Source organism: Escherichia sp. MOD1-EC6300, assembly GCF_002965045.1.
Lineage (GTDB): Bacteria > Pseudomonadota > Gammaproteobacteria > Enterobacterales > Enterobacteriaceae > Escherichia > Escherichia coli_F.
On record NZ_PTRH01000004.1, the window covers coordinates 163,686 to 188,180 of the forward strand.

The window sequence follows — 24,495 nt, forward strand, 5'->3', positions numbered from 1 at the left end:
ACAACAAAGATGAAACAAGGCGTAATATGATTTGAGTGAATGTAATAAAAATAGTGCTGCAAAACAAAACGATACCGCGATACTCTAAGCCTGGATAAATATGTGAGATCAATAAATGAAAATTATCAGTTTTGTTCTGCCTTGCTTGCTGGTCCTGGCTGGTTGTTCAACCCCTTCTCAGCCAGAAGCACCTAAACCGCCGCAGATTGGTATGGCAAATCCGGCGTCGGTCTATTGCCAGCAGAAGGGCGGGACGCTCATTCCTGTGCAGACAGCGCAAGGGGTCAGCAACAATTGCAAATTACCGGGCGGTGAAACGATTGATGAATGGGCATTGTGGCGACGGGACCATCCGGCTGGTGAAAAATAACCGCCGGATGCTGCACTAAAATCACAAGCTACGTAGCCAGTCTGCCAGCACCAGCGCATGGTTCTGCGTGGTGTTTTTTGCTGAGTAGAGCAGGGTTAGCGGCTGTTTTTTGGCGATGTCTGCCAGCCGCTTTCCTTCTTGCTCGTGTTGCGCCAGTTCTGCAAGATATTGCTCGCGAAAGGTTGCAAAATCGACGACTTCGCCGTGAAAGGCTTTGCGCAGTTCCGTTGACGGCGTGATTTCTTTATCCCACTCATCAAGGGCTAAATCGGTTTTTTTGATACCACGCGGCCAGAGGCGGTCGACCAGTACGCGATAACCATCGCTCTGTTCAGCCGGATCATAAACGCGTTTGCACTGAATATTCATCGTATTTGTTCTCCTTTTCACGCATGATTTGTCACGTCACTATAGCACCGGATATTAGCGAATTTCTTTGTCTCTTCCGGCGCAAAGTCCGAAAATCGCCATCAGTAGTGAAAGTATTGCAACTCCCATCAGTGGTACGGACCAGTCACCGTTAGCATCGTGTATTTTGCCCATCAGCGGCGGCCCACAGGCTGCCAGCAAATACCCGACGGATTGTGCCATCCCCGAGAGTGCCGCCGCCTGATGCGCCGAACTTGCCCTCAGACCAATGAACGTCAACCCCAGTATCATTGTTGCGCCGGAACCAAAACCGAAAAGCAGAGTCCAGGTGATCGCGTGTGCTGGCATAAAGCAGAGCCCAACCGCGCCCACTGCGCACATCAAGGCAACGAACGCTGCAATACCACGCTGATCTTTCACATGATGTAAGAAAAGTGGGATCAGCAAACCGGGAGCTGCTGTGGCTAGTTGCAGCAAACCATGCAGTGAACCCGCCTGTGCTTCGCTATAGCCGTGACTGATGAGGATCGCCGGAAGCCAGCCAATAATCACGTAATAGACGAGTGAGTTGATCCCAAGAAACAATGTTACCTGCCAGGCAAGCGGCGAACGCCAGATACCCCGAGTATGTAAGGCGCGTGAGGTACTCAAATTTGCATGTTGTTGACTTCGCCACTGTGGCAGCCATAAAAAAAGAGCCAGCAGAGGAAAACACATCAGCATGAGCAACGCGCCTTGCCAGCCAAAACCGTTCAAAGCCAGCGGCACGACCATAGCCGATCCCAGTGCCGCCGCAGCTCCCATTGTCAGGGAATATGCGCCGGTAAGTCTGGCGACGGAATGAGGGAAATCGCGTTTAATTAATCCTGGCAGTAAGACATTGCCTAATGCAATCCCACCGCCAATGACCGCTGTACCGCCAAATAATAAGTAAGGCGAAGGGAGAGAGCGAATTGCAATACCAGCACAGATCAAAAGTAACGCGGCAAACAGGCTACGTTCCATACCAAAACGTCGCGCCACCGGGGCGGCCAGCGGTGAGATTAGCGCAAAGGCTAATAATGGCAGGGTGGTCAATAAGCCGGTTTGCGCCGTCGTTAGCGAGTAAGCGGAACGAATCGTATCCAGTAACGGTGCTGCGCCGGTAAAGGTGACGCGTAATGTTGTGGCAATCATCAGAATGCCAGCGATAAGGACAATCCTGTTTTTACCGCTTAATGAAGTTGAACAGGTCATATGCTTCTCATTGTTACAAACGAGGCTGTACCTTACCGTTTTTATTGTTATGTTGAATCAAGCTAAAATGACAAAATATCGCTAAATTCGGACAAAATGATGCACAGGTTGAATCTCAATGGCTATGAACCCGACCGACACCATGAAGCCGCGGTCGCATTTTGTATTCACGCCGGAACGGATGAGTTAACCAGTTCTGTACATAAGCACCGCAAAGGGCAGTTGATACTGGCACTACATGGTGCAATTACCTGTACGGTGGAAAATGCTTTGTGGATGGTGCCGCCACAATATGCGGTTTGGATACCGGGCGGGGTGAAACATAGCAATCAAGTGACAGCTAACGCTGAACTCTGTTTTCTGTTTATCGAACCCAGCGCAGTGACAATGCCGACAACATGTTGCACATTGAAAATATCGCCCTTATGCCGGGAATTAATTTTAACCCTGGCAAACAGGACGACGACTCAGCGTGCTGAGCCGATGACCCGCAGATTAATTCAGGTCCTGTTTGATGAACTCCCTCAGCAGCCACAACAACAGCTGCACCTGCCCGTTTCTTCTCATCCTAAAATCCGCACGATGGTGGAGATGATGGCGAAAGAGCCCGTCGAGTGGGGCTCATTGGGGCAATGGGCTGGCTTTTTTGCGATGAGTGAACGCAATCTTGCCCGGCTGATAGTGAAAGAGACGGGGTTGAGTTTTCGCCAGTGGCGTCAGCAGTTACAGCTGATTATGGCGCTTCAGGGATTAGTAAAAGGCGATACAGTACAGAAAGTTGCACATACGCTGGGGTATGATTCAACAACGGCCTTTATTACTATGTTTAAGAAAGGCCTGGGGCAAACGCCAGGCCGATATATTGCGGGATTAACTACTGTTTCCCCACAATCAGCGAAACCAGACCCGCGGCAATAAGCGGGCCAACCGGTACGCCGCGAAACAGCGCCACGCCCAAAACAGTGCCCACCAGCAGCCCGGCGACCAGTTGCGGCTGGCTGCCCATTAACGTCACGCCGCGCCCACCTAGCCAGGAGACAATAACGCCTACTGCAATTGCCACCAGCGATTTCCAGTTCAGAAATGAGTGAATCAGGGTTGAGGGCGGTAGCGTCCCGCTGGCGATGGGGGCCATAACGCCAATCGTCAGAATGATTATCCCGATACTTAGCCCCTGTTTTTCAATCCACGGGAAAAAGGTGCTTAACGGTGTGACGCGGACAATGATTAACACCAGAATTGAAACGGCGACAGTGGTGTTATGACTGATAAAGCCCAGCGCAGCTAACCCGAGCAGGATCAGCAAAGTGACATCAAACATCGTGGTTTCCTTGCCAAAAAATAATAAGCCTGCTTACTTTACGCTTGCTGCAGGAAGGAAGTAGAAAATCTTTACGTTTTTTGCATAAAAAATCAGGCGAACTGTCATCAAACTGCCATTTGTACACGCTATCAATAACGTGAAAACAGTTATCTCCCGGGGCATACCATGAACGATCAAATGTTCGTTGAGACACTGATTATCACGTCATCGTTTTTTGTTATTGCTGTTGTGCTAGTTTTGTCCGTTCTGCTTATTGAACGGACAGGCTAGTTACGCAGTGCGGCGGAAATTCACCAGTTCTGGTTTCGCAATGCGCAGATAATCCGCAGTTTTCAAAATAACGGATTTATTCAGCATGCCTGCATTAAAGGCGATTTCATCGAATCGCTCGAAGAGCAATGGGTCGGCGACCAGTTTGAGTTTTGGATGGAAGCTGAAAGGGGGGATCGCGCCAAAGACACAGCCTGTGAGTTCATCGACTTCCGCCGGGCTGGCCAACGAAGCGCGTAATCCGCCTATATGGATGGCAAGTTGGCTCAGATCGGCCTGTTGATCGGCAGCGAGGATCGCCAGAACATGTTGATTTACGCCATTGCCTTTGACTTTACATACCAGTGCCTTAGCCCCCTGGCCTAAAGCGGTGCCACGAATTTCTGACACCGCTTCGCATTTACCTACCGCCTCATGGGTAACGACGCGGAAGTCAGCTCCTTCTTGTGATAATAAAGCGATTAACCGCTGATGCGTCACGCTTCCTTTAGCCATTTCAGTCATTTCATGCTCCTGAGATTACAAGCAAACAACCACAGAAGATTATCATGAACGGCTGTTTTTGTTCTGCTTATTGACATATAAACGCTCATCGGAAGCTTTATACGCATCATGTAACGTATCGTTTTCTTTCATCGCATAAATACCGGAAGAGAAGCCGATCTCTTTCTGCGGCGCGATATGTTGCAGACGTTTTTCGATACGTTCAGGCAGTTGTGCTGCAATTTGCGGCGTCGAATCGACAAGAATGATGCAGAATTCATCGCCACCGAGTCGGATGGCATAATCACTTTTACGAATCGACTGTTTAATCGCCTGAGCTAATAACGTAATCGCTAAATCTCCTTCCTGATGACCGAGCGTGTCATTTATTTGCTTTAACTTGTCCATGTCAATTGCAATAAACATCACCGAAGAACCAGATTGCACCAGTTTTTGCAACCGCTGCTCCAGTTCAGGGGTTAATATTTTGCGATTATACAGTCCGGTCATCGCATCACTAATATTTTCTCGCGACACATTTTGGTATAAACGGAAGTGCATCCGCACCATATTCAGCAAAATTAACGCCGTCAAAATCCAGAACAGAACGCTTTTCCACGAAGATGTGATAAAGTAAAGAATATCAATGGATAACGATACACGAATGCCGCCCGGTAAGTCATGGACGTAACTGACATACTGGAACAGATTATCTTCGCTCTGGTTGATGATAATGTCGCGCCCAGAATCTGTATCGGTTAGCGTGACATTGAGAAAACGCCAGAGGAGAGGGCGGTCATGCGTGTAAAAGATATTCCGCAGATTGTTTTTGTTAATATCCAGCAGCACAATTCCTTTTAGCTGCCCTGCAACATACACTGGCGTCAGCAAACTCATCACGTTCTGTTTAGTACGCTGATCCTGGTAAATGCTCGATAATACGGTGCGACCGGTAAAAACTTTTTCAATATCTTTGCGATCGATGCCAATGCTTCCTGACTGCAGGAAGGACCAGTTATTCATCGCAAAGTACTCAACATTAACCGGCTCATAAAAATAGACATAGAGGTCATTGAGATCGAGATAATAGTGAAATTTCTCTTCGGCCATTCCAAGACCTGAACCATAATCATCCTGGTGGCGGTTGCCTTCCACTGCCTGATCAAAAGCGGGTAATAGTGCCGCAGCTTCCACAATTGTGTCGCAGTCAGTGGATGCGGTTTGTAGTGTACCGTGTAAGCCCGTGTACTTATGGGCAGTCAGGTTTAAACCATGGGTATTATTGGCAGACTCAAAAGCCTCGCAGATGGCGCGCCGCTGTTCTGGCGACACTTCCGACTGCTCAGCAGCGAGAGCGCGCATCACATGCGCGGCAATGCTCTGATTCTGATACTTATCATAAAGAAAGGAGGAGTCTGCTCTCTGCACGATATAGCGCAGATAGGCACTCATTGCTCTGTCGCTGGCGACAAGTTCAAAAATAAGGAAGGAAGATGTCAGCACAATGACACTTGCGGCGATAAAATGCCGGAGCATTCTATGGTGCAATTTCATGATAAATGGCACTCCTTCGGTTAGTGAAACGAGAAAACCAGATAAAGTTCGATTGCGGCCTGGCACAGGGGCGCTAATTATACTCATCTCTGCGCCGCTGGGGAGGGGAAATTTAGGGGTAATAGTAATAAATTGTATGCAAAAGCCACGCAAAAAGCATGGCTCTGAATATTTTTGCACTTAAATATGATGAATAATCACTTTGTTGCCCCCCTCGCTTTTCGCTTCGCGTAAGGCTTTATCTGCTTCCGTCATGACAAGCGAGATATTACGCGTGTCACCCGTTGAAAAAACCGTGCCAATACTGATGGTCATTTGTTCAGGAACATCATATCTGTTACTAAAACCGGTCAGGAGTTCGACATTTTTACGCATACGTTCCGCAATGATTTTTGCCTGGGCACTATTGAGTTCGGTAAATAGCAAGCCAAACACCTCACCCTCCAGTCGCGCTAAAATATCATCGGGGCGGATGCTTTGCTGGATAATATCGACAATTGAAACCAGCACTTTATCACCCACACGATGTCCCCATTGGGCATTGATGCGCTTGAACTGATTAATATCAACCAGCATGACACAAAAGTCCTTAACAACAGGTCGCGACAATAATGACTCTACGCTGTTGAAAAAGTAGCGCCGATTATAAATATTGGTCAGTACATCATGAACTGCCAGTTTGCTGGAGAGTTGCAGTTCCTGAAAAATGTTATAAATCAGAAAAGACACAACAAACAGTTTACTGGAAACTTCAATCCCGCGACTGATATACCAGATGGTGTAATTATACTCATCCAGAGTCAGTAGAAGTAAGTTGCAGCATAGCGATGCCAGACATAATAATGCTATTAACGGCCATAGTTCGCTGGCTAATCGTGTACGCATGATAATAAAGAACAGTAAAAATGCCCACAAACAAACCAATATTTTTGTATAGTTGATTCCCCAGGTCGCAGTATGGTTGTCCGGACAGTAATCGACGACATACAAAGAATAGTCAGCGTTATAACTGCTCAGATTGTGTGCCAGAAGGGGAAAAACTAAAAAAGGAATCAGCGCCAGCAACAGAATGCCAGTTTTTTTGTTATTGTTGTCAAGGATGTTGTCTTTCCCATAACAAAAGAGCGCCAGCGAGGTTAAACAAATGAAACTGAGTTGGCGGAAAATATAGAAAATAGAAACATCATTCGACTTTGTCTGGATCAGTGTACTGCCGTTGATTGGTTTATGGATAATTACAATGGTTTCAACTAAATAGATAAGGCCACTTAAAAATGCAAGGCTTAAAATGAGTGTTGGTAAAATTTGTTTGTTAGTGAAATACTTCATTAACATGAAAAGAAAAATGACGGCGTTAAGGAAAAACAAAGCCACAACAACCATCAGGTAATTCATCTGTGGGATGAGTTTTACATTGGTGTTTTCGTTATATAAGGTAGTAATGCAAAATAAAATTAACGTCAGCAATAAGCTGAAAATAAAAAAGCCTTGAGCTTTTAATTTTTGTGTACCCATAGAAGCCATAAAAAGGAGAGCAATGTGAGTGCTGGATTTTATTGATGGCAGAGATATATGGTTTTGACCAAGATCAATTTTCGTTGACGATAAAAAATAATTAAAGAATAACCCCAGGGAAATACGTGTTGACCGAATCATTTTTCCGAATGATTGTTTTCTGAAACTAAATTGTGTAAAGGTTATGCTGTCATATTTAAAGCGATTGTAAGCTAATGTATGTAATAAATGAGATAATTTACAGTGAGCTAAAAATCAGCCAGGCGATAATGACCCGGCTGACAGTTTTAGTCTTTAGCTGTTGCATTTTGTTTATGAAATAGTTCACGGAACACCGGATAAATATCATCCTGGTCGCGGATATGCTGCATCGCAAAATTGTCGAAAGTAGATTGCAGATGTTCATATTCTCGCCACAGTGTCTGATGAGCGCGACGGGTAATTTCGATATAGCTGTAATAACGAACAACGGGCAATAATTTTTTCGCCAGGATTTCATGGCAAAGTGGAGAGTCATCGGCCCAGTTATCGCCGTCCGATGCTTGTGCCGCGTAAATATTCCATTGCGCCGGGTTATAACGCTCTTTCACCACCTCATCCATCAGTTTCAGGGCGCTGGAAACAATGGTACCGCCAGTTTCCTGTGAGTAGAAAAACTCATGTTCATCGACTTCTTTCGCCTGGGTATGGTGCCGGATGTAAACGACTTCCACGTTCTTATACGTTCTGCTAAGGAACAGATACAGCAGAATATAAAAACGCTTAGCCATATCTTTAGTGGACTGATCCATTGAACCCGAAACGTCCATCAGGCAAAACATCACTGCCTGGCTGGAGGGATCGGGTCGTTTTTCGTAGTTCTTGTAACGTAAATCGAAGGTGTCAATAAAAGGGACGCGTTCAATTTTGGCACGTAATTCTGCAATTTCTTTGCGCAGACGTTCCTCTTCCAGTAGTTGCGCAGGCTCACTGTTGCTGATGATGGCCAAATTCTCTTCCAGCGCATGAAGTTCCCGCCGCTTGCCCGCCGTCATGGCTGTGCGTCGCGCCAGTGAGTTCTGCAATGAACGCACAACGCTGATATTGGCAGGAACGCCGTTAGCGGTATAACCCGCCCGATGCGTTTTATATTCGGTCAGCTGGCGTTGTTGGTTTTGTTTCAGATTCGGTAAGGCCAAATCTTCAAAGAGCAGATCAAGATACTCATCTTTCGAAATCTGAAAGACAAATTCATCCTGACCTTCACCATCCTGGCTGGCCTGGCCCTGACCACTGCCGGAACCACCGCCGCCGCCCTGGGGGCGTTCAATGCGGTCATTCTGGACGAAATGGTCATTGCCCGGATGAACGCGGTGGCGCAGGCCGCCACGTCCCTGATGAAACATCGGTTCGCTAATATCTTCCGTTGGAATGGATACGGACTCGCCGCTGTCGACGTCAGTCACCGAACGCTTATTAATGGCCTCGGAGATCGACTGTTTAATTTGCGCTTTATAACGGCGTAAAAAACGCTGGCGATTCACCATGCTTTTGTTTTTGCCGTTCAGACGCCGGTCAATAAACCAGGTCATATGCCCCCCGTACTACATTTGCCAACTGTTTGCTACGCCTGTGTTGCCGCTTCTCTGGCCCACGGTTCGCTGTCGTTGTAGGCCCGGTAGCATGCGTACCGGGCCATGGTTGTTAAGACGATTTACGTACGCGCAAATACCATTCGCACAGTAAACGCACCTGTTTACGGGTGTAGCCTTTTTCCATCATACGGTCGACAAAATCGTCGTGTTTCTTCTGCTCGTCGGTTGACGTTTTGGCGTTAAACGAAATAACCGGCAACAGCTCCTCGGTATTAGAGAACATTTTCTTCTCAATAACCGTGCGCAGTTTTTCATAGCTGGTCCAGTTCGGATTGCGTCCGCTGTTATTCGCTCTGGCGCGCAGTACGAAGTTGACAATCTCGTTGCGGAAATCTTTTGGATTACTGATCCCCGCCGGTTTCTCAATTTTCTCCAGCTCAGCGTTGAGAGATTCGCGGTCAAATAGCTGCCCGGTATCCGGGTCGCGATACTCCTGATCCTGAATCCAGAAATCTGCATACGTGACATAACGGTCAAAAATGTTTTGTCCATATTCAGAATAGGATTCAAGATACGCAGTCTGAATCTCTTTACCGATAAACTCAGCATATTTCGGAATCAAGTAACCTTTCAGGAACTCGAGATAACGCTCAGCCTGCTCCTGAGGGAACTGCTCGCGCTCGATCTGCTGTTCCAGGACGTAGAACAGATGAACAGGGTTTGCTGCCACTTCCACGTGGTCGAAGTTGAACACGCGAGAGAGGATCTTAAACGCAAAACGCGTGGACAGACCGTTCATCCCTTCATCAACGCCTGCGTAGTCACGATATTCCTGATACGACTTGGCTTTCGGATCGGTGTCTTTCAGACTTTCGCCATCATAAACCCGCATCTTCGAATAAATGCTGGAGTTTTCCGGCTCTTTCAGACGCGAAAGAATGGAAAAACGAGACAGCGTTTCCAGCGTGCCAGGTGCGCATGGGGCGTGAGTCAGTTCACTGTGATTAAGCAATTTCTCGTAGATTTTGATCTCTTCGGAAATACGCAAGCAATATGGCACCTTCACGATATAAACACGATCGAGGAAGGCTTCGTTGTTCTTGTTATTACGGAAAGTGACCCATTCGGATTCGTTCGAATGGGCGAGAATAATCCCGTTAAACGGCAGGGCGGAGATACCTTCCGTCCCGTTGTAGTTACCTTCCTGAGTGGCGGTTAACAGGGGATGCAGCACTTTAATCGGTGCTTTAAACATCTCGACAAACTCCATGATCCCCTGGTTGGCGCGGCATAGTGCACCGGAATATCCGTAGGCGTCCGGATCGTTCTGCGCGTAGTGTTCGAGTTTACGGATATCGACTTTCCCTACCAGCGCTGAGATGTCCTGGTTGTTCTCATCGCCAGGTTCCGTTTTGGCGATAGCAATTTGTTGCAGAATTGACGGCCAGACCTTTACCACCCGGAACTTAGTAATATCGCCACCAAATTCATGCAGGCGTTTTGCTGCCCACGGCGACATGATGGTGCCAAGATAGCGTCGAGGAATGCCATACTCTTTTTCCAGAATCTGCGCATCTTCTTGCGGATTGAAAAGACAGAACGGATGATCGTTGACCGGGCTCCGCTCACCGTTAGCGCTTAATACATAGATCGGCACGAGCTGCATTAATGATTTCAGTCGCTCAGCAAGCGATGATTTACCCCCACCCACAGGCCCCAGCAGATACAGGATTTGTTTCTTCTCCTCCAGCCCCTGAGCCGCGTGTTTCAGATAAGAGACAATCTGTTCAATCGCGTCTTCCATGCCGTAAAACTCTTCAAAGGCCGGGTAACGTGCAATGACCCGGTTAGAAAAGAGTCGAGAAAGTCTGGGTTCCTGGGCTGTATCGACCATGACAGGCTCACCGATAGCCATCAATAGCCGCTCAGCCGCGTTGGCATAAGCACTGCGATCTTGCCGACAAGTGGTAAGAAACTCCTGCAGTGTGAACTCTTCGTCCTTGGCAGCTTCATATCGCTGGCGATAGTGATCGAATATATTCATGGTATGCCGTCCTTTCGTTTTTTAGCACAGGTTAAGAGCCGTTCATATGAATAGTAGAGGCTCCCGGAAGAGGTAAACTGAACGACGTCTCTTGCTAAAACACAGCAACTCTCATGCCATTTTATCGACGATGAGAACAACGTGCCCGGTGATACACCTTCAAAATTAAGCGTAGATGGCAAATGGAAAACTTGCCTGCACGGCTTTCTTAATTTCAATGGCATATCAACAACTCATCCATAAAATTTGCATAATTAATGTAAAGACCAGGGTCGCCAGTAACGCGTAATTCATTTGGCTGTAAGCGTGGTGTCATCTGCGTCAGGAAAATTAAACAGTTACTTTAAAAAATGAAAACGTAAAAAGGTTGGGTTTCGATGTATTGACGGGTAAACTTTGTCGCCCGCTAAACATTTGTTTAAGGAATGATTAATTGTGACCAAACTCAAACTTCTGGCACTTGGAGTGCTTATCGCAACGTCTGCAGGCGTAGCGCACGCTGAAGGTAAATTTTCCCTGGGCGCAGGCGTAGGTGTCGTTGAACACCCATATAAAGATTACGATACCGATGTTTACCCAGTACCGGTAATCAACTATGAAGGCGATAACTTCTGGTTCCGTGGCTTAGGTGGTGGTTACTACCTGTGGAATGACGCAACGGATAAACTTTCAATTACCGCTTACTGGTCGCCGCTTTACTTCAAAGCTAAAGACAGTGGCGATCACCAAATGCGTCACCTGGATGACCGTAAGAGCACCATGATGGCTGGTCTGTCTTATGCTCACTTTACCCAGTACGGTTACCTGCGTACCACCCTGGCTGGCGATACCCTGGATAACAGCAACGGCATCGTCTGGGATATGGCCTGGTTGTATCGTTACACCAACGGTGGCCTGACCGTGACTCCGGGTATTGGTGTGCAGTGGAACAGCGAAAACCAGAACGAATACTATTATGGCGTATCGCGCAAAGAGTCTGCGCGCAGCGGTCTGCGTGGCTATAACCCGAATGACAGCTGGAACCCTTACCTGGAGCTAAGTGCCAGCTACAACTTCCTCGGCGACTGGAGTGTTTACGGCACCGCACGCTACACTCGTCTGTCTGATGAAGTTACTGACAGCCCGATGGTAGATAAATCCTGGACTGGCCTGATTTCTACCGGGATCACCTACAAATTCTGATAATGCATCTTTCCAGGGCATTTTGTGCATAAAAACAGGGCGTAACGCCCTGTTTTGCATTACGGTGGTGCTATACCTGGGAGGAAACAATGCAACAAAAAATGATTCAATTTAGTGGCGATGTCTCACTGCCAGCCATAGGGCAGGGAACATGGTATATGGGCGAAGATGCCAGTCAGCGTAAAACAGAAGTTGCTGCACTACGCGCGGGCATTGAACTCGGTTTAACCCTCATTGATACCGCCGAAATGTATGCCGATGGCGGTGCCGAAAAAGTGGTTGGGGAAGCATTAATCGGTCTGCGTGAGAACGTCTTTCTCGTCTCTAAAGTCTATCCGTGGAATGCTGGCGGGCAAAAAGCGATAAATGCATGCGAAGCCAGTTTACGCCGTCTCAATACTGATTATCTCGATCTCTACTTATTACACTGGTCTGGCAGTTTCGCTCTCGAAGAGACTGTCGCAGCGATGGAAAAATTGATCGCCCAGGGAAAAATCCGCCGCTGGGGCGTTTCTAACCTTGATTATGCCGATATGCAGGAACTCTGGCAGCTGCCGGGGGGAAATCAGTGTGCCACTAATCAGGTGCTTTACCATCTCGGTTCACGAGGGATTGAGTACGATCTACTGCCCTGGTGCCAGAAACAGCAGATGCCGGTGATGGCTTACAGTCCATTAGCCCAGGCCGGCCGGTTGCGCAATGGACTGTTAAAAAATGCGGTAGTCAACGAAATTGCACATGCTCACAATATCAGTGCGGCACAAGTATTGTTGGCGTGGGTAATCAGCCATCAGGGTGTGATGGCGATTCCAAAAGCGGCAACTGTCGCACATGTCCAACAAAATGCGGATGTGCTTGAGGTTGAACTTTCGTCAGCGGAATTAGTTATGCTGGACAAAGCGTATCCGGCACCAAAAGGAAAAACTGCGTTGGATATGGTGTGATGTTGATACGTGCCGGATGCATCGCACCCGGCACACAATATTAACGCAAATTAACGTTTCGCAACGCGAATGGATTGCGCCAGATGTGCAGGTTTCTCTTTGGTGACTTTTTGCGTTTCTGAAGCGTATGCCGTTTCTACACAAACAAAGGTCTTGTAGCCATCATCCGGCATATCGCCCATGCTAACTGAAAGCGCCGGTCCTGGGTTCCAGCCTACAACGTTCAGATGATGCTGGTGGCCTACGGCGATAATACGATTCAGCGCTTCGTCATTAATTACGCTGCAATCTTGCGGATTCAGATACACGCGATCGGTACGGTCAGGGAAGGTCTGAATACCGTCGGTCAGTACATCTTCTTTCGCGTCATTTACTTTATCAATGAAGCGATCGCCTAGTCCACTGACGCTTACCTTAGCGATATCACCCACGTTAAAGTAGGTATGCAGAGCAGAGGTAGTTTCAAATTCGCCGTGTGCTTCAAGATCGATTTCACAGGTTTTACCCACGTGGAAATGCGCTAACAGCGTAAAGTCGTGCGGCCAGAATTTTTTCGTCTCTTCGCTTTGTGTCAATTCAAAAGTCAGCGCTACACCATCAGCATCTTCACGATGTGATTTCAGCGTCCACGGCAGGTTGCGGGCAAAACCGTGCGCAGGCAGACCTTGTTGTGCAGCCGGACCAAACCACGGCCAGCAAACCGGTATGCCACCGCGAATGGCGACGCCATTTTTGAACGGTGTGTTGTTACTCAACCACAGAACTTCTTCTGCACCCGCAGGTTTCCACGAGAGAAGGTGTGCGCCCTGTAATGCAAAAGAGGCTTTTACCTGGGGATGATCGACCACAATGAGGTCCAGTTCATCCAGTTTACGACGGGAGAGGACAGGGGAGATTTGTTCGATGACCGGAAGGGCAAAAATTTTCTTAATCATGACGCAGTCCTTTAACTTCATTTTATCAGGTAAAAAAAAGAGCGACCGAAGTCGCTCTTTTTAGATCACAGAGTCATCTCAACTTATTTGGAGATGTGAGCGATCAGGTCCAGAACTTTGTTGGAGTAACCGGTTTCGTTGTCGTACCAGGATACCAGTTTCACGAAGTTGTCGTTCAGAGCGATACCCGCTTTAGCATCGAACACGGAAGTGCAAACTTCGCCGTTGAAATCGGTAGATACTACGTCATCTTCGGTGTAGCCCAGAACGCCTTTCATTTCGCCTTCAGCAGCAGCTTTAACGGCAGCTTTGATCTGCTCGTAAGTTGCAGCTTTTTCCAGACGAACGGTCAGGTCAACTACGGATACGTTCGGGGTCGGAACGCGGAACGCCATACCAGTCAGTTTGCCATTCAGTTCTGGCAGTACTTTACCTACAGCTTTAGCAGCACCGGTAGAGGATGGGATGATGTTCTGGGAAGCACCACGGCCGCCGCGCCAGTCTTTGTGAGACGGGCCGTCAACGGTTTTCTGAGTAGCGGTAGTAGCGTGAACGGTGGTCATCAGACCTTCGATGATGCCGAAGTTATCGTTGATAACTTTAGCCAGCGGAGCCAGGCAGTTGGTGGTGCAGGAAGCGTTAGAAACGATGTCCTGACCAGCATATTTGTCGAAGTTAGCGCCTTTAACGAACATCGGAGTGTTGTCTTTAGACGGACCAGTCATAACCACTTTTTTCGCACCAGCGGTGATGTGTTTACGAGCAGTTTCGTCAGTCAGGAACAGACCAGTTGCTTCAGCGACAACGTCAACACCAACTTCGTCCCATTTCAGGTTAGCCGGATCACGTTCAGCGGTAACACGGATTTTTTTACCGTTAACGATCAGATGACCGTCTTTCACTTCAACGGTACCGTCGAAACGGCCGTGAGTGGAGTCATATTTCAGCATGTATGCCATGTAATCAGCGTCTAACAGGTCGTTGATTGCAACGATCTCGATGTCAGAACGTTTCTGAGCAGCACGGAAAACAATGCGACCGATACGGCCAAAACCGTTGATACCTACTTTGATAGTCATATATTCCACCAGCTATTTGTTAGTGAATAAAAGGTTGCCTGTAAAATTACAAAAACCTTACGCAGCGTCAAGCGGAATCGTGTCAATCATTGCGACAAATCAATCCTGTGCCTAAGCATTATGCGACTGACTCGCCTCACTCTTCCTTTGGGCTTGAGACCACATGGGGTCGGCGCCCCGAATTTTAAAGGGCAATTACGATAAAAATGTGATTTTCATCACGATTTAGGTGCAGCCATTTCGTCGAGATCAAGTTTAGGACAAAATTTTGCCAGTTGGTGTTAATGTTTTGTTAGAATCAGTCACGTAATGTGAGCACGATTAAAGTGAGATGTGAGCAAATGGCTAATAAACCTTCGGCAGAAGAACTGAAAAAAAATTTGTCCGAGATGCAGTTCTACGTGACGCAGAATCATGGGACAGAGCCGCCATTTACGGGTCGTTTACTGCATAACAAGCGTGACGGCGTATATCACTGTTTGATCTGCGATGCCCCGCTGTTTCATTCCCAAACCAAGTATGATTCCGGCTGTGGCTGGCCCAGTTTCTACGAACCGGTGAGTGAAGAATCCATTCGTTATATCAAAGACTTGTCACATGGAATGCAGCGCATAGAAATTCGTTGCGGTAACTGTGATGCCCATCTGGGGCATGTCTTCCCCGACGGGCCACAGCCAACGGGTGAACGTTATTGTGTTAACTCAGCCTCTTTACGCTTTACCGATGGCGAAAACGGCGAAGAAATCAACGGTTGAAAAAACGATTCAGCAACTTATTCCACAGGAGCGGAAAATTTATGAATCTTGATGACATTATCAACAGCATGACGCCTGAGGTATACCAGCGTTTGTCGACAGCCGTTGAACTGGGTAAGTGGCCAGATGGCGTTGCGCTGACCGAGGAACAAAAAGAGAACTGCCTACAGCTGGTGATGCTGTGGCAAGCCCGCCATAATACCGAAGCACAGCATATGACAATTGACACACATGGTCAGATGGTTATGAAGAGCAAACAACAGTTAAAAGAAGATTTTGGTATCTCAGCAAAGCCTATTGCCATGTTTAAATGATTGAATTATTCAGCTTTTTGAGTCTGTTATTAAGTGCGAACAAAAATACTTGTTTGACGTCTTGATTGTTCGATTTAGCGGTTGATAGGTTAAATGCAACACTGACGAGTATAACCTGGCCTACGATGTCAATGAGGAAATGTAGGCCAGAGATGTATTCAACTAATATTACTCCTGCGTCTCTTCCCAGTCTGCCAGCGTATATAGCGTTGCCCCAGCTGCTGACATCTCCATAAACGCGTGCGCACTGTCCTGTGGCTGGATATTCACGCCACGACAACCATCGGTAATCACATTAACCTTATAACCTAACTGTAACGCGTCCAGCACGGTAAACTTCACGCAATAGTCAGTAGCCAGGCCCATAATGATCAATTCATCGATTTCATGATCGCGTAACCAGTCATCGAGCGTGGTTTTCTGCCGACGGCCGTTATCAAAAAAGGCACTGTAACTGTCAACTAAAGGATTTTCGCCTTTATGGAACACCGCTGCGATCGCTTTTTGGTTCAGTAACGGATGTAATTGTGCGCCTTCACTGTTCTGCACACAGTGATCTGGCCAGAAGGTTTGTGGCAAACCGTCGAGTTGGCCTGGCGTATAAGGCTCTACACCGTGCTGACTGGCAAAACTGCCGTGATTCGCCGGGTGCCAGTCTTGACTGGCGATAACCGCTTCACCGCGCGACTGGCACCAGTCAATCAGGCGGTTAGCGACATCCACCGTACTGTCACCTTCCGGCACGGCGAGCGCGCCACCAGCACAGAAATCATTTTGTAAATCGACCAGTAACAGGGCGCGAGGGGGCATTGCAGTCTCCTTAATCATCCGGCGTCAGTTCGCCGCGCAGGTTTTGGCTCATGGCCTTGCGAATGGTTTCAGTATCCAGTTCCTGGCTAAGCAGGTAATGCAGTTTGGTTAGCGTGGCTTCTACAGTCATATCTGCACCGCCAATAACGCCGGCATGGGCGAGGGCGTTACCAGTGGCATAACCCCCCATGTTCACTTTGCCGGACATACATTGTGTCAGGTTGACTACCACAATTCCGCGATCGCTGGCTTCTTGTAATTCTTGCAGGAAGGCTTTGTTTTGTGGCGCATTACCCACGCCATATGAGCGCAGAATCAATGCCTTCACCGGTTGGCGCAGAAAATTGCGCACGACGTCAGCAGAAATCCCTGGATAAATCGTCACTACGCCAATCGGTTGTGGGGTGATTGGATGAACGATCAATTCCCCTTCACCGTGCGGGGCGGGTGGCGTATTCAAACGACGAATATGGATACCTGCTTCCAGTAACGGAGGAAGGTTTGGAGAGGCAAACGCATCAAAACCATCGGCATGGGCTTTGGTGGTACGGTTGCCACGATAAAGTCGATTATTAAAAAAGAGAGTTACTTCGTTGATAGGATAATTCGCCGCAACGTACAACGCATTCAGCAGATTAATTTGTCCGTCAGAGCGTAACTCAGCCAGCGGGATTTGTGACCCTGTCACAATGACCGGTTTACCGAGATTCTCGAGCATGAACGACAGCGCAGAGGCGGTATACGCCATCGTGTCGGTGCCGTGCAGAATGACAAAACCATCATAGTCGTCATAATGCGCTTTAATATCTTCAGCAATATGCTGCCAGTCTTCTGGCGTCATATCTGAAGAGTCCATCAGCGGCGTATATTCATGAATGGTGAAATCTGGCATCTCCGGGCGATGGAATTCCGGCATCAGCGCCAGTTGGCGTTGTAGATGACCTGACACCGGAATATAACCCTGCTCGGAACGCTGCATCCCGATGGTCCCGCCCGTGTAGGCGACGTAAATTGATTTCTTTTGCATGATATTGATATGAATGATATCGAAAGAGCAAAAGTATATACGTGAGGGGCAGCGAGCGCACCTGGATACTCTGTGGATATGAGAAAAGTCCGGCAGAACGGAGGGATTAGTGTCCCGCCGGAGAAAAGTGGTTAATCCTGCAACGCATAGGTTACGGTGGTTACTACGCGTACCGTTTTATTAATCGCCGTAGGATCATCTTCATCACTGCCACTGGCGAAGATCTGGAACACGCCTTGTGAGGCATCGCTAATTGACCCCACCTGGCTACCTGAGTCCGTTGCAAATTGTAATGCTGCGTTGCGTGCATCTTTGGTGGCGGCGGCAATCATCTCAGCGCGCAGTGCGCCAATACCATTAAAGCGATAGGCGACTTTGCTCTCAGCGATAGCGCCCTCCGTAGCGACTTGCAGTTCGTTTAATTTCGCGACGACTTTTTCGACAGCAGCAACATTATGGGTTTTTATCGTCACTGACCCGTCTGCGTTATAGCGTGGCATTGTGGGATCATCTTTCAGATAAAAGGAATCTGTTCGCTTGCTTGTCCATTGGCCCAGGGTTATCTCTTTCTCGTTAATCCCCTGAGCATTGAGTTCGGCAACAATTTTTTTCTGCGCGTCTTCCAGTTTCGGGAACAGTTCGCCGGGAATATTACCCTTAAAGTTAATCGCAATTGTTAATTCTGCCGTATCTGCGCGAACTTCTTTTTCAGAAAGCCCACGCACATTTACATAACGGTTATTGGTTTTTAAATGTTTAACACCATCGCCAACAAAATAACCACAGGCGCTAATCCCCAGTCCGAGGACGATAGCGGCAATTAAAGAGGGGGCCTTATTCACTGATGACTCCATATCAGATGCTAAATGAGCAAGGGAATGTAGTGGAGAGAGGGAGTGAAAGACAGTCCGATTCAGGAGTGTGGCCGACAGCATATCGGCCACATTTTTGCAGGATTTAACGCACGTTGGCGCAGGTCAGGCAAAACGCATAACGGTTTTGTGGGTCGTTAAACGCTGCCAGCTTGTCGCTTTCACTTTTAACGGTAGAGGCTACCGAGGCCAGCGGTGCAGGTAACATGGCCTGGAACGCATCTGGCAACATTGCCCGGACAGAACCAGACATATTGTCCATCACTTTGTCGAAGAAGGTCGGTTCATCAACGTAGTATTCCAGATGCCACTGTTTCACTTTTGCCAGCTCTGCTGCTTTGGCAACCGCATCATCGAAATCTCCGAGACTATCGACCAGCCCGTTAGCTTTTGCATCCTGACCGGTCCAGACGTGGCCCTGGGCGATTTTATCAATCTGCTCCGGCGTCGAATGACGCGCATCAGCAACCAGCGTGATAAAGCGTTTATAGCCATTCTCAATGCTTAACTGCATCATCTGCTGCGCTTCCGGCGGCAGTGCCTTGGTGATAGAAACATCCGCCAGCGGTGAAGTTGAGACGCCATCGGTATGAACACCAATCGAATCCAAACTATTTTCTACGGTAGTGATCACGCCGAAGATACCGATAGAACCGGTCAGGGTGCTGGGGTTAGCCACAATGTAATTAGCTGGCGTGGAAATCCAGTAACCACCAGATGCCGCCATGCCGCCCATCGATACAACCACAGTCTTACCCGCTGCCCTGGCGGCTGCCAGTTCAGCGCGAATCACTTCAGAGGCGGTAACGCTGCCGCCAGGGCTATTAACACGCAGAACAATCGCTTTCACTTTCGGGTCAAGGCGAGCGTCGCGGATTTGTGCCGCAGTGGTATCACCGCCAACATTCCCCTGAGTTTCCTCGCCATCCATAATTGCGCCATTCGCGAAGACGACACCGATGCTGTCACCGGTATCTGCCGGCGTTTTCAATGCGTAATCGTAATAACTGATGGCGCGATAATTTTTATCAGTCTTACTCCAGCCGAACTCTTTGGTCAGAGCTTTTTCGATTTCGGCACTTGATGCCAGTGCATCGACCAGCTTGTTTTCCAGCGCATATTTCGCGGTATCGCCACCTGTTTTGGTTAAACCCTCAAGCAACCCTTGCGCACCAGGGAATACCTGCTGAGCAGGGATCTGCCGGTTAGCGGCAACAGTATTCAGATAGTTTTGCCACAGCTCACCGATCCAGCGGCTGTCAGCTTCGCGGGCTGCCGGTGACATATCATCACGAATAAACGGTTCAACGGCAGATTTATACGTACCCACGCGGAACACATGGGTGGAGACTTTCAGCTTATCCAGTAACGATTTGTAGTACAGACCGTTGGTAGCAAAACCGTGCAGATCCACCACGCCTTGTGGAGATAGCCAAATTTTGTTGGCGAAACTGGCGAGATAATATTGCCCCTGGCTGTAGTTCTCGCCTATGGCATAAACTGGCTTCCCGCTGTCACGAAACTCTTTCAGGGCTTTGCCGATGTACTGCATAGACGGCTGGTCGCCGCCTGCGAAGTTTTTCAGATCCATCACGATACCGGTGATATTGCGGTCGTCCTTCGCCTGGCGAATGGTGTTGACGATATCAAACAGTGAGTTTTCCTGCAGACGGTCGGAACTGGCACCAAGGAGCTGGCGGCTTAGCTTACTAAACCGCTGAGAACTGTCGGGTTTATCGACGATTACACCAGATATGTCCAGCAGCAGCGCGCCACGACTGGCCGTTTCTTTCGAATCACCACCTCTGACCTGCATCCAGATCCCCACACCAACCAGTACGAGAAAAATAAAGAACAGGTTAAGTACCATTTCACGGACGAAATTCAGCAGACGCCACGTCCATTTAAAAAATCCGGCAATAAATCGCCAAAGGGTTCGCATGTATTCTCCCAACTTAAGGTCACACCTGTCACAGGCGCAATAGATGTGGTTATCGTAATGACCCAACCGGCACTTGTCAGCAGGAATTGCGGACTGTGCTGTAACAAAATCCACTCTCGTGTTAATTTTGTGAATAAATATCATGACAGGAGTTAATCAAATGGATGCACTCGAACTATTGATCAATCGCCGTAGCGCCTCCCGCCTGGCTGAACCTGCGCCAACGGGTGAACAACTGCAAAACATCCTGCGTGCGGGTATGCGTGCCCCGGACCATAAGTCCATGCAACCGTGGCATTTTTTTGTGATTGAAGGGGAAGGACGCGAGCGTTTCAGCGCATTATTGGAACAGGGGGCGATTGCTGCCGGTAGTGATGACAAAGCTATCGACAAAGCGCGTAATGCGCCGTTCCGCGCACCGCTCATCATAACGGTGGTGGCAAAATGCGAAGAAAATCATAAAGTCCCGCGCTGGGAACAGGAAATGTCTGCGGGATGTGCGGTCATGGCGATGCAAATGGCAGCAGTTGCCCAGGGGTTTGGCGGTATCTGGCGCAGTGGCGCATTAACTGAAAGTCCGGTAGTGCGTGAAGCATTCGGTTGCCGTGAGCAGGATAAAATTGTCGGTTTTCTCTACCTTGGTACGCCGCAGTTGAAAGCATCTACGTCGATAAACGTCCCGGACCCGACGCCGTTTGTGACTTATTTCTGATAATTGTCGCGAAACTGTCTGGATTGTGAGCAAAGGCGCAGGAATTCAGACACTCTCACTTATCACTTCATGGAATGAGGGTTACCATACCCGGATTGCATTGACAGGAGATGTCCATGAGCGAGAACTCGATTCGTTTGACCCAATACAGCCACGGTGCAGGTTGCGGCTGTAAAATTTCCCCAAAAGTGTTGGAGACCATCCTGCACAGTGAGCAGGCGAAGTTTGTTGATCCGAATTTGCTTGTGGGTAATGAAACCCGCGACGATGCGGCGGTGTACGATCTGGGCAATGGCACCAGCGTTATCAGTACCACCGACTTCTTTATGCCGATCGTTGATAATCCTTTCGATTTTGGCCGCATTGCGGCGACTAACGCCATCAGCGATATCTTCGCGATGGGTGGCAAACCGATTATGGCGATTGCGATCCTCGGCTGGCCTATTAACAAACTTTCCCCTGAAATTGCCCGCGAAGTAACCGAAGGTGGACGCTATGCATGCCGTCAGGCGGGTATTGCGCTGGCTGGCGGTCACTCCATCGATGCGCCGGAGCCGATTTTTGGTCTGGCGGTAACGGGGATCGTACCGACCGAGCGGGTGAAGAAAAACAGTACTGCACAAGCCGGATGCAAACTGTTCCTGACGAAACCGCTGGGAATTGGCGTTCTTACTACGGCTGAGAAAAAATCACTGCTGAAACCAGAACATCAGGGACTAGCGACGGAAGTGATGTGCCGGATGAATATTGCAGGCGCGTCCTTTGCCAACATCGAAGGCGTAAAAGCGATGACTGACGTGACTGGTTTTGGTCTGCTGGGGCATTTGAGCGAAATGTGTCAGGGTGCTGGTGTGCAGGCGCGAGTCGACTATGACGCGATCCCGAAACTGCCGGGGGTTGAAGAGTACATTAAGTTGGGCGCAGTGCCTGGCGGCACCGAACGTAACTTTGCCAGCTATGGGCATCTGATGGGTGAAATGCCGCGTGAAGTGCGCGATCTGCTGTGCGATCCGCAAACTTCTGGCGGTCTGCTGCTGGCGGTCATGCCGGAAGCAGAAAATGAGGTCAAAGCTACAGCCGCCGAGTTTGGCATTGAACTGACGGCGATTGGCGAACTGGTGCCAGCGCGCGGCGGTCGTGCCATGGTTGAGATCCGTTAATTCAATGCGGTTGTTTATTGCCGAAAAACCGAGTCTGGCGCGCGCCATTGCTGATGTCCTGCCCAAACCGCACCGGAAAGGCGATGGCTTTATCGAGTGCGGTAATGGCCAGGTGGTGACCTGGTGTATCGGTCACCTGCTTGAGCAGGCGCAGCCAGACGCCTACGACAGTCGCTATGCGCGCTGGAACCTGGCCGATCTCCCCATTGTCCCGGAAAAGTGGCAATTACAGCCACGACCCTCCGTGACCAAACAACTTAATGTGATCAAACGCTTCCTGCATGAAGCCAGCGAAATCGTTCACGCCGGGGACCCGGATCGCGAAGGACAATTGCTGGTGGATGAAGTGCTGGACTACCTGCAACTGGCACCGGAAAAGCGCCAGCAGGTACAGCGTTGTTTGATAAACGACCTGAACCCGCAGGCGGTTGAGCGGGCGATCGATCGTCTTCGCTCCAATAGCGAGTTTGTACCACTGTGCGTTTCTGCGCTGGCGCGAGCACGAGCCGACTGGTTATACGGCATCAATATGACCCGCGCGTACACCATTCTCGGTCGTAATGCGGGTTATCAGGGCGTGCTTTCCGTGGGACGCGTGCAGACGCCCGTGCTCGGGCTGGTGGTGCGCCGCGATGAAGAAATTGAAAACTTCGTGGCTAAAGACTTCTTTGAAGTCAAAGCGCATATCGTGACACCTGCCGATGAGCGGTTTACCGCTATCTGGCAACCGAGCGAAGCGTGTGAACCGTACCAGGATGAAGAAGGGCGCTTGTTACATCGTCCGCTGGCGGAGCATGTAGTTAACCGCATTAGTGGTCAACCGGCTATTGTCACCAGCTATAACGATAAACGGGAATCAGAATCCGCGCCGCTGCCGTTTTCGCTTTCGGCGTTGCAGATTGAAGCGGCAAAACGCTTTGGTCTGAGCGCGCAGAATGTGCTTGATATTTGCCAGAAGCTGTACGAAACGCACAAGCTAATCACTTATCCGCGTTCCGATTGTCGCTATTTGCCAGAAGAACATTTTGCCGGACGCCACGCGGTGATGAATGCTATCGGCGTCCATGCGCCGGATCTGTTGCCGCAACCAGTGGTAGATCCAGATATACGCAACCGCTGTTGGGATGACAAAAAGGTCGATGCGCACCACGCCATCATCCCGACCGCGAGGAGTTCTGCCATCAACCTGACGGAAAACGAGGCGAAGGTCTATAACCTGATTGCTCGTCAGTATTTGATGCAGTTCTGTCCGGACGCGGTGTTCCGCAAGTGTGTTATCGAACTGGAAATAGCCAAAGGCAAATTTGTCGCTAAAGCCCGTTTTCTAGCTGAAGCAGGCTGGCGCACGCTGTTAGGCAGCAAAGAGCGCGATGAAGAAAACGACGGCACGCCACTGCCTGTGGTGGCGAAAGGCGATGAGTTGCTGTGTGAAAAAGGTGAAGTGGTAGAGCGGCAAACCCAGCCGCCGCGCCATTTTACCGATGCAACACTGCTTTCGGCGATGACCGGGATCGCGCGCTTTGTGCAGGACAAAGATCTGAAAAAGATCCTTCGTGCCACCGATGGTCTGGGGACAGAAGCGACTCGCGCCGGGATTATTGAACTGCTGTTCAAGCGAGGCTTCCTGACCAAAAAAGGGCGCTATATCCACTCCACCGACGCCGGAAAAGCATTATTCCATTCGCTGCCAGAGATGGCGACGCGACCGGACATGACCGCGCACTGGGAATCGGTGCTGACGCAAATCAGCGAAAAGCAGTGTCGCTATCAGGACTTTATGCAACCGTTGGTGGGGACGCTGTATCAGTTGATTGATCAGGCCAAACGTACGCCGGTGCGGCAGTTTCGCGGCATAGTGGCTCCAGATGGCGGAGAAGGAAATAAAAAGACTTCATCACGTAAGCGAGCAGCGAAAAAAAGCCCGCCATCAGCAGAGGCGGGCAGTGGAGTGATAATGTAATGCTCTGATGCAGTCAGTTTTCGTAGGCCAGATAAGGCGTTCACGCCGCATCTGGCATAAACGC

At 49.1% G+C, this 24,495-nt stretch carries 24 protein-coding genes; 10 read left to right on the top strand and 14 right to left on the bottom strand.

The window, feature by feature from the left end; translation table 11 throughout:
• Nucleotides 1–115: 115 nt before the first annotated feature.
• Complete coding sequence (yoaF, locus tag BGE37_RS08105; RefSeq protein ID WP_000691930.1) at nt 116–370, top strand: DUF333 domain-containing lipoprotein YoaF; 255 nt, start codon at nt 116–118, stop codon at nt 368–370.
• Nucleotides 371–391: 21 nt separating this feature from the next.
• Here the strand turns inward: yoaF and BGE37_RS08110 are convergent, their stop codons facing one another.
• Together BGE37_RS08110 and nimT are read right to left on the bottom strand one after the other, a co-directional pair.
• Nucleotides 392–739 (bottom strand): DUF488 domain-containing protein, encoded by a 348-nt coding sequence (locus tag BGE37_RS08110; protein ID WP_001025381.1) that lies wholly within the window; start codon nt 737–739, stop codon nt 392–394.
• Between the two features lie 54 nt (nt 740–793).
• Nucleotides 794–1,975, bottom strand: coding sequence for a 2-nitroimidazole transporter (gene nimT, locus BGE37_RS08115; protein ID WP_000128490.1), 1,182 nt, complete (start codon nt 1,973–1,975; stop codon nt 794–796).
• A 96-nt stretch (nt 1,976–2,071) separates the two neighbouring features.
• Between nimT and nimR the strand changes: the two genes are divergently transcribed.
• A complete protein-coding gene (gene nimR / locus BGE37_RS08120; RefSeq protein WP_105287923.1) occupies nt 2,072–2,893 on the top strand; it encodes a DNA-binding transcriptional regulator NimR in 822 nt (273 codons plus the stop codon).
• On the opposite strand, the gene BGE37_RS08125 is transcribed toward nimR, so the two are convergent.
• Nucleotides 2,850–3,296, bottom strand: a complete 447-nt coding sequence (locus tag BGE37_RS08125; RefSeq protein ID WP_000460707.1) for a DUF441 domain-containing protein — start codon at nt 3,294–3,296, stop codon at nt 2,850–2,852. The two genes, nimR and BGE37_RS08125, sit on opposite strands and share 44 nt — an antisense overlap.
• Before the next feature lie 168 nt (nt 3,297–3,464).
• On the opposite strand from BGE37_RS08125, the gene yoaI reads away from it, so the two are divergent.
• On the top strand, nt 3,465–3,569 hold the full coding sequence (yoaI, locus tag BGE37_RS08130; protein WP_032193887.1) for a small membrane protein YoaI: 105 nt from the start codon (nt 3,465–3,467) through the stop codon (nt 3,567–3,569).
• Here yoaI and yeaK read toward each other — a convergent pair whose 3' ends face one another.
• From yeaK to yeaG, 5 genes are all read right to left on the bottom strand, one after another.
• Nucleotides 3,570–4,073, bottom strand: coding sequence for a mischarged aminoacyl-tRNA deacylase (gene yeaK, locus BGE37_RS08135; protein ID WP_105287924.1), 504 nt, complete (start codon nt 4,071–4,073; stop codon nt 3,570–3,572). It abuts the gene before it with no gap.
• 42 nt (nt 4,074–4,115) lie between these two features.
• Entirely contained in the window at nt 4,116–5,606 is a 1,491-nt protein-coding gene (dgcJ, locus tag BGE37_RS08140) for a diguanylate cyclase DgcJ (protein ID WP_088541816.1), read from the bottom strand.
• 180 nt (nt 5,607–5,786) lie between these two features.
• The gene (locus BGE37_RS08145) at nt 5,787–7,262 is read right to left on the bottom strand and encodes a sensor domain-containing diguanylate cyclase (RefSeq protein WP_105287925.1); all 1,476 of its coding nucleotides are present in this window, start codon (nt 7,260–7,262) and stop codon (nt 5,787–5,789) included.
• A gap of 146 nt (nt 7,263–7,408) precedes the next feature.
• Nucleotides 7,409–8,692 carry a YeaH/YhbH family protein gene (locus BGE37_RS08150; RefSeq protein ID WP_000219686.1) on the bottom strand — a complete coding sequence of 428 codons (1,284 nt, stop codon included), beginning with the start codon at nt 8,690–8,692 and terminating at the stop codon, nt 7,409–7,411.
• 112 nt (nt 8,693–8,804) lie between these two features.
• Nucleotides 8,805–10,739: a protein kinase YeaG gene (gene yeaG, locus BGE37_RS08155; protein ID WP_001019882.1), complete on the bottom strand. Its 1,935-nt coding sequence runs from the start codon at nt 10,737–10,739 to the stop codon at nt 8,805–8,807.
• Nucleotides 10,740–11,174: 435 nt separating this feature from the next.
• Between yeaG and mipA the strand changes: the two genes are divergently transcribed.
• Both mipA and yeaE read left to right on the top strand, forming a co-directional pair.
• On the top strand, nt 11,175–11,921 hold the full coding sequence (mipA, locus tag BGE37_RS08160) for a scaffolding protein MipA (RefSeq protein ID WP_032303190.1): 747 nt from the start codon (nt 11,175–11,177) through the stop codon (nt 11,919–11,921).
• A gap of 89 nt (nt 11,922–12,010) precedes the next feature.
• Nucleotides 12,011–12,865 carry a methylglyoxal reductase YeaE gene (yeaE, locus tag BGE37_RS08165; protein ID WP_001353161.1) on the top strand — a complete coding sequence of 285 codons (855 nt, stop codon included), beginning with the start codon at nt 12,011–12,013 and terminating at the stop codon, nt 12,863–12,865.
• A gap of 50 nt (nt 12,866–12,915) precedes the next feature.
• On the opposite strand, the gene BGE37_RS08170 is transcribed toward yeaE, so the two are convergent.
• Nucleotides 12,916–13,800, bottom strand: a complete 885-nt coding sequence (locus BGE37_RS08170) for a D-hexose-6-phosphate mutarotase (RefSeq protein WP_088541827.1) — start codon at nt 13,798–13,800, stop codon at nt 12,916–12,918.
• A gap of 83 nt (nt 13,801–13,883) precedes the next feature.
• Entirely contained in the window at nt 13,884–14,879 is a 996-nt protein-coding gene (gene gapA, locus BGE37_RS08175; protein ID WP_000153502.1) for a glyceraldehyde-3-phosphate dehydrogenase, read from the bottom strand.
• A gap of 341 nt (nt 14,880–15,220) precedes the next feature.
• Between gapA and msrB the strand changes: the two genes are divergently transcribed.
• Both msrB and BGE37_RS08185 read left to right on the top strand, forming a co-directional pair.
• Entirely contained in the window at nt 15,221–15,634 is a 414-nt protein-coding gene (msrB, locus tag BGE37_RS08180; protein ID WP_001284618.1) for a peptide-methionine (R)-S-oxide reductase MsrB, read from the top strand.
• A gap of 41 nt (nt 15,635–15,675) precedes the next feature.
• Entirely contained in the window at nt 15,676–15,948 is a 273-nt protein-coding gene (locus BGE37_RS08185) for a YeaC family protein (RefSeq protein ID WP_001354719.1), read from the top strand.
• 168 nt (nt 15,949–16,116) lie between these two features.
• Here the strand turns inward: BGE37_RS08185 and pncA are convergent, their stop codons facing one another.
• From pncA to sppA, 4 genes are all read right to left on the bottom strand, one after another.
• The gene (gene pncA, locus BGE37_RS08190) at nt 16,117–16,758 is read right to left on the bottom strand and encodes a bifunctional nicotinamidase/pyrazinamidase (protein WP_001135079.1); all 642 of its coding nucleotides are present in this window, start codon (nt 16,756–16,758) and stop codon (nt 16,117–16,119) included.
• A gap of 10 nt (nt 16,759–16,768) precedes the next feature.
• The gene (gene ansA, locus BGE37_RS08195) at nt 16,769–17,785 is read right to left on the bottom strand and encodes an asparaginase (protein ID WP_001170162.1); all 1,017 of its coding nucleotides are present in this window, start codon (nt 17,783–17,785) and stop codon (nt 16,769–16,771) included.
• A gap of 131 nt (nt 17,786–17,916) precedes the next feature.
• Complete coding sequence (locus BGE37_RS08200) at nt 17,917–18,627, bottom strand: SIMPL domain-containing protein (protein ID WP_001030438.1); 711 nt, start codon at nt 18,625–18,627, stop codon at nt 17,917–17,919.
• Nucleotides 18,628–18,742: 115 nt separating this feature from the next.
• Nucleotides 18,743–20,599 (bottom strand): signal peptide peptidase SppA, encoded by a 1,857-nt coding sequence (gene sppA / locus BGE37_RS08205; protein ID WP_105287926.1) that lies wholly within the window; start codon nt 20,597–20,599, stop codon nt 18,743–18,745.
• A gap of 160 nt (nt 20,600–20,759) precedes the next feature.
• Here sppA and BGE37_RS08215 point away from each other — a divergent pair, with 160 nt between their 5' ends.
• The 3 genes from BGE37_RS08215 to topB all read left to right on the top strand — a co-directional run bounded on the left by BGE37_RS08215 (nt 20,760) and on the right by topB (nt 24,431).
• Nucleotides 20,760–21,311 carry an NAD(P)H nitroreductase gene (locus BGE37_RS08215; RefSeq protein WP_000339269.1) on the top strand — a complete coding sequence of 184 codons (552 nt, stop codon included), beginning with the start codon at nt 20,760–20,762 and terminating at the stop codon, nt 21,309–21,311.
• A gap of 116 nt (nt 21,312–21,427) precedes the next feature.
• A complete protein-coding gene (gene selD, locus BGE37_RS08225; protein ID WP_001298241.1) occupies nt 21,428–22,471 on the top strand; it encodes a selenide, water dikinase SelD in 1,044 nt (347 codons plus the stop codon).
• 4 nt (nt 22,472–22,475) lie between these two features.
• A complete protein-coding gene (gene topB / locus BGE37_RS08230) occupies nt 22,476–24,431 on the top strand; it encodes a DNA topoisomerase III (RefSeq protein WP_105287927.1) in 1,956 nt (651 codons plus the stop codon).
• Nucleotides 24,432–24,495: the final 64 nt, after the last annotated feature.

Bases quoted from the DNA above. Each gene is read 5' to 3' on its own strand.
- yoaF (WP_000691930.1), top strand. From the start codon at position 116: ATGAAAATTATCAGTTTTGTTCTGCCTTGCTTGCTGGTCCTGGCTGGT.
- BGE37_RS08110 (WP_001025381.1), bottom strand. From the start codon at position 739: ATGAATATTCAGTGCAAACGCGTTTATGATCCGGCTGAACAGAGCGAT.
- nimT (WP_000128490.1), bottom strand. From the start codon at position 1,975: ATGACCTGTTCAACTTCATTAAGCGGTAAAAACAGGATTGTCCTTATC.
- nimR (WP_105287923.1), top strand. From the start codon at position 2,072: ATGATGCACAGGTTGAATCTCAATGGCTATGAACCCGACCGACACCAT.
- BGE37_RS08125 (WP_000460707.1), bottom strand. From the start codon at position 3,296: ATGTTTGATGTCACTTTGCTGATCCTGCTCGGGTTAGCTGCGCTGGGC.
- yoaI (WP_032193887.1), top strand. From the start codon at position 3,465: ATGAACGATCAAATGTTCGTTGAGACACTGATTATCACGTCATCGTTT.
- yeaK (WP_105287924.1), bottom strand. From the start codon at position 4,073: ATGACTGAAATGGCTAAAGGAAGCGTGACGCATCAGCGGTTAATCGCT.
- dgcJ (WP_088541816.1), bottom strand. From the start codon at position 5,606: ATGAAATTGCACCATAGAATGCTCCGGCATTTTATCGCCGCAAGTGTC.
- BGE37_RS08145 (WP_105287925.1), bottom strand. From the start codon at position 7,262: ATGATTCGGTCAACACGTATTTCCCTGGGGTTATTCTTTAATTATTTT.
- BGE37_RS08150 (WP_000219686.1), bottom strand. From the start codon at position 8,692: ATGACCTGGTTTATTGACCGGCGTCTGAACGGCAAAAACAAAAGCATG.
- yeaG (WP_001019882.1), bottom strand. From the start codon at position 10,739: ATGAATATATTCGATCACTATCGCCAGCGATATGAAGCTGCCAAGGAC.
- yeaE (WP_001353161.1), top strand. From the start codon at position 12,011: ATGCAACAAAAAATGATTCAATTTAGTGGCGATGTCTCACTGCCAGCC.
- BGE37_RS08170 (WP_088541827.1), bottom strand. From the start codon at position 13,800: ATGATTAAGAAAATTTTTGCCCTTCCGGTCATCGAACAAATCTCCCCT.
- gapA (WP_000153502.1), bottom strand. From the start codon at position 14,879: ATGACTATCAAAGTAGGTATCAACGGTTTTGGCCGTATCGGTCGCATT.
- msrB (WP_001284618.1), top strand. From the start codon at position 15,221: ATGGCTAATAAACCTTCGGCAGAAGAACTGAAAAAAAATTTGTCCGAG.
- BGE37_RS08185 (WP_001354719.1), top strand. From the start codon at position 15,676: ATGAATCTTGATGACATTATCAACAGCATGACGCCTGAGGTATACCAG.
- pncA (WP_001135079.1), bottom strand. From the start codon at position 16,758: ATGCCCCCTCGCGCCCTGTTACTGGTCGATTTACAAAATGATTTCTGT.
- ansA (WP_001170162.1), bottom strand. From the start codon at position 17,785: ATGCAAAAGAAATCAATTTACGTCGCCTACACGGGCGGGACCATCGGG.
- sppA (WP_105287926.1), bottom strand. From the start codon at position 20,599: ATGCGAACCCTTTGGCGATTTATTGCCGGATTTTTTAAATGGACGTGG.
- BGE37_RS08215 (WP_000339269.1), top strand. From the start codon at position 20,760: ATGGATGCACTCGAACTATTGATCAATCGCCGTAGCGCCTCCCGCCTG.
- selD (WP_001298241.1), top strand. From the start codon at position 21,428: ATGAGCGAGAACTCGATTCGTTTGACCCAATACAGCCACGGTGCAGGT.
- topB (WP_105287927.1), top strand. From the start codon at position 22,476: ATGCGGTTGTTTATTGCCGAAAAACCGAGTCTGGCGCGCGCCATTGCT.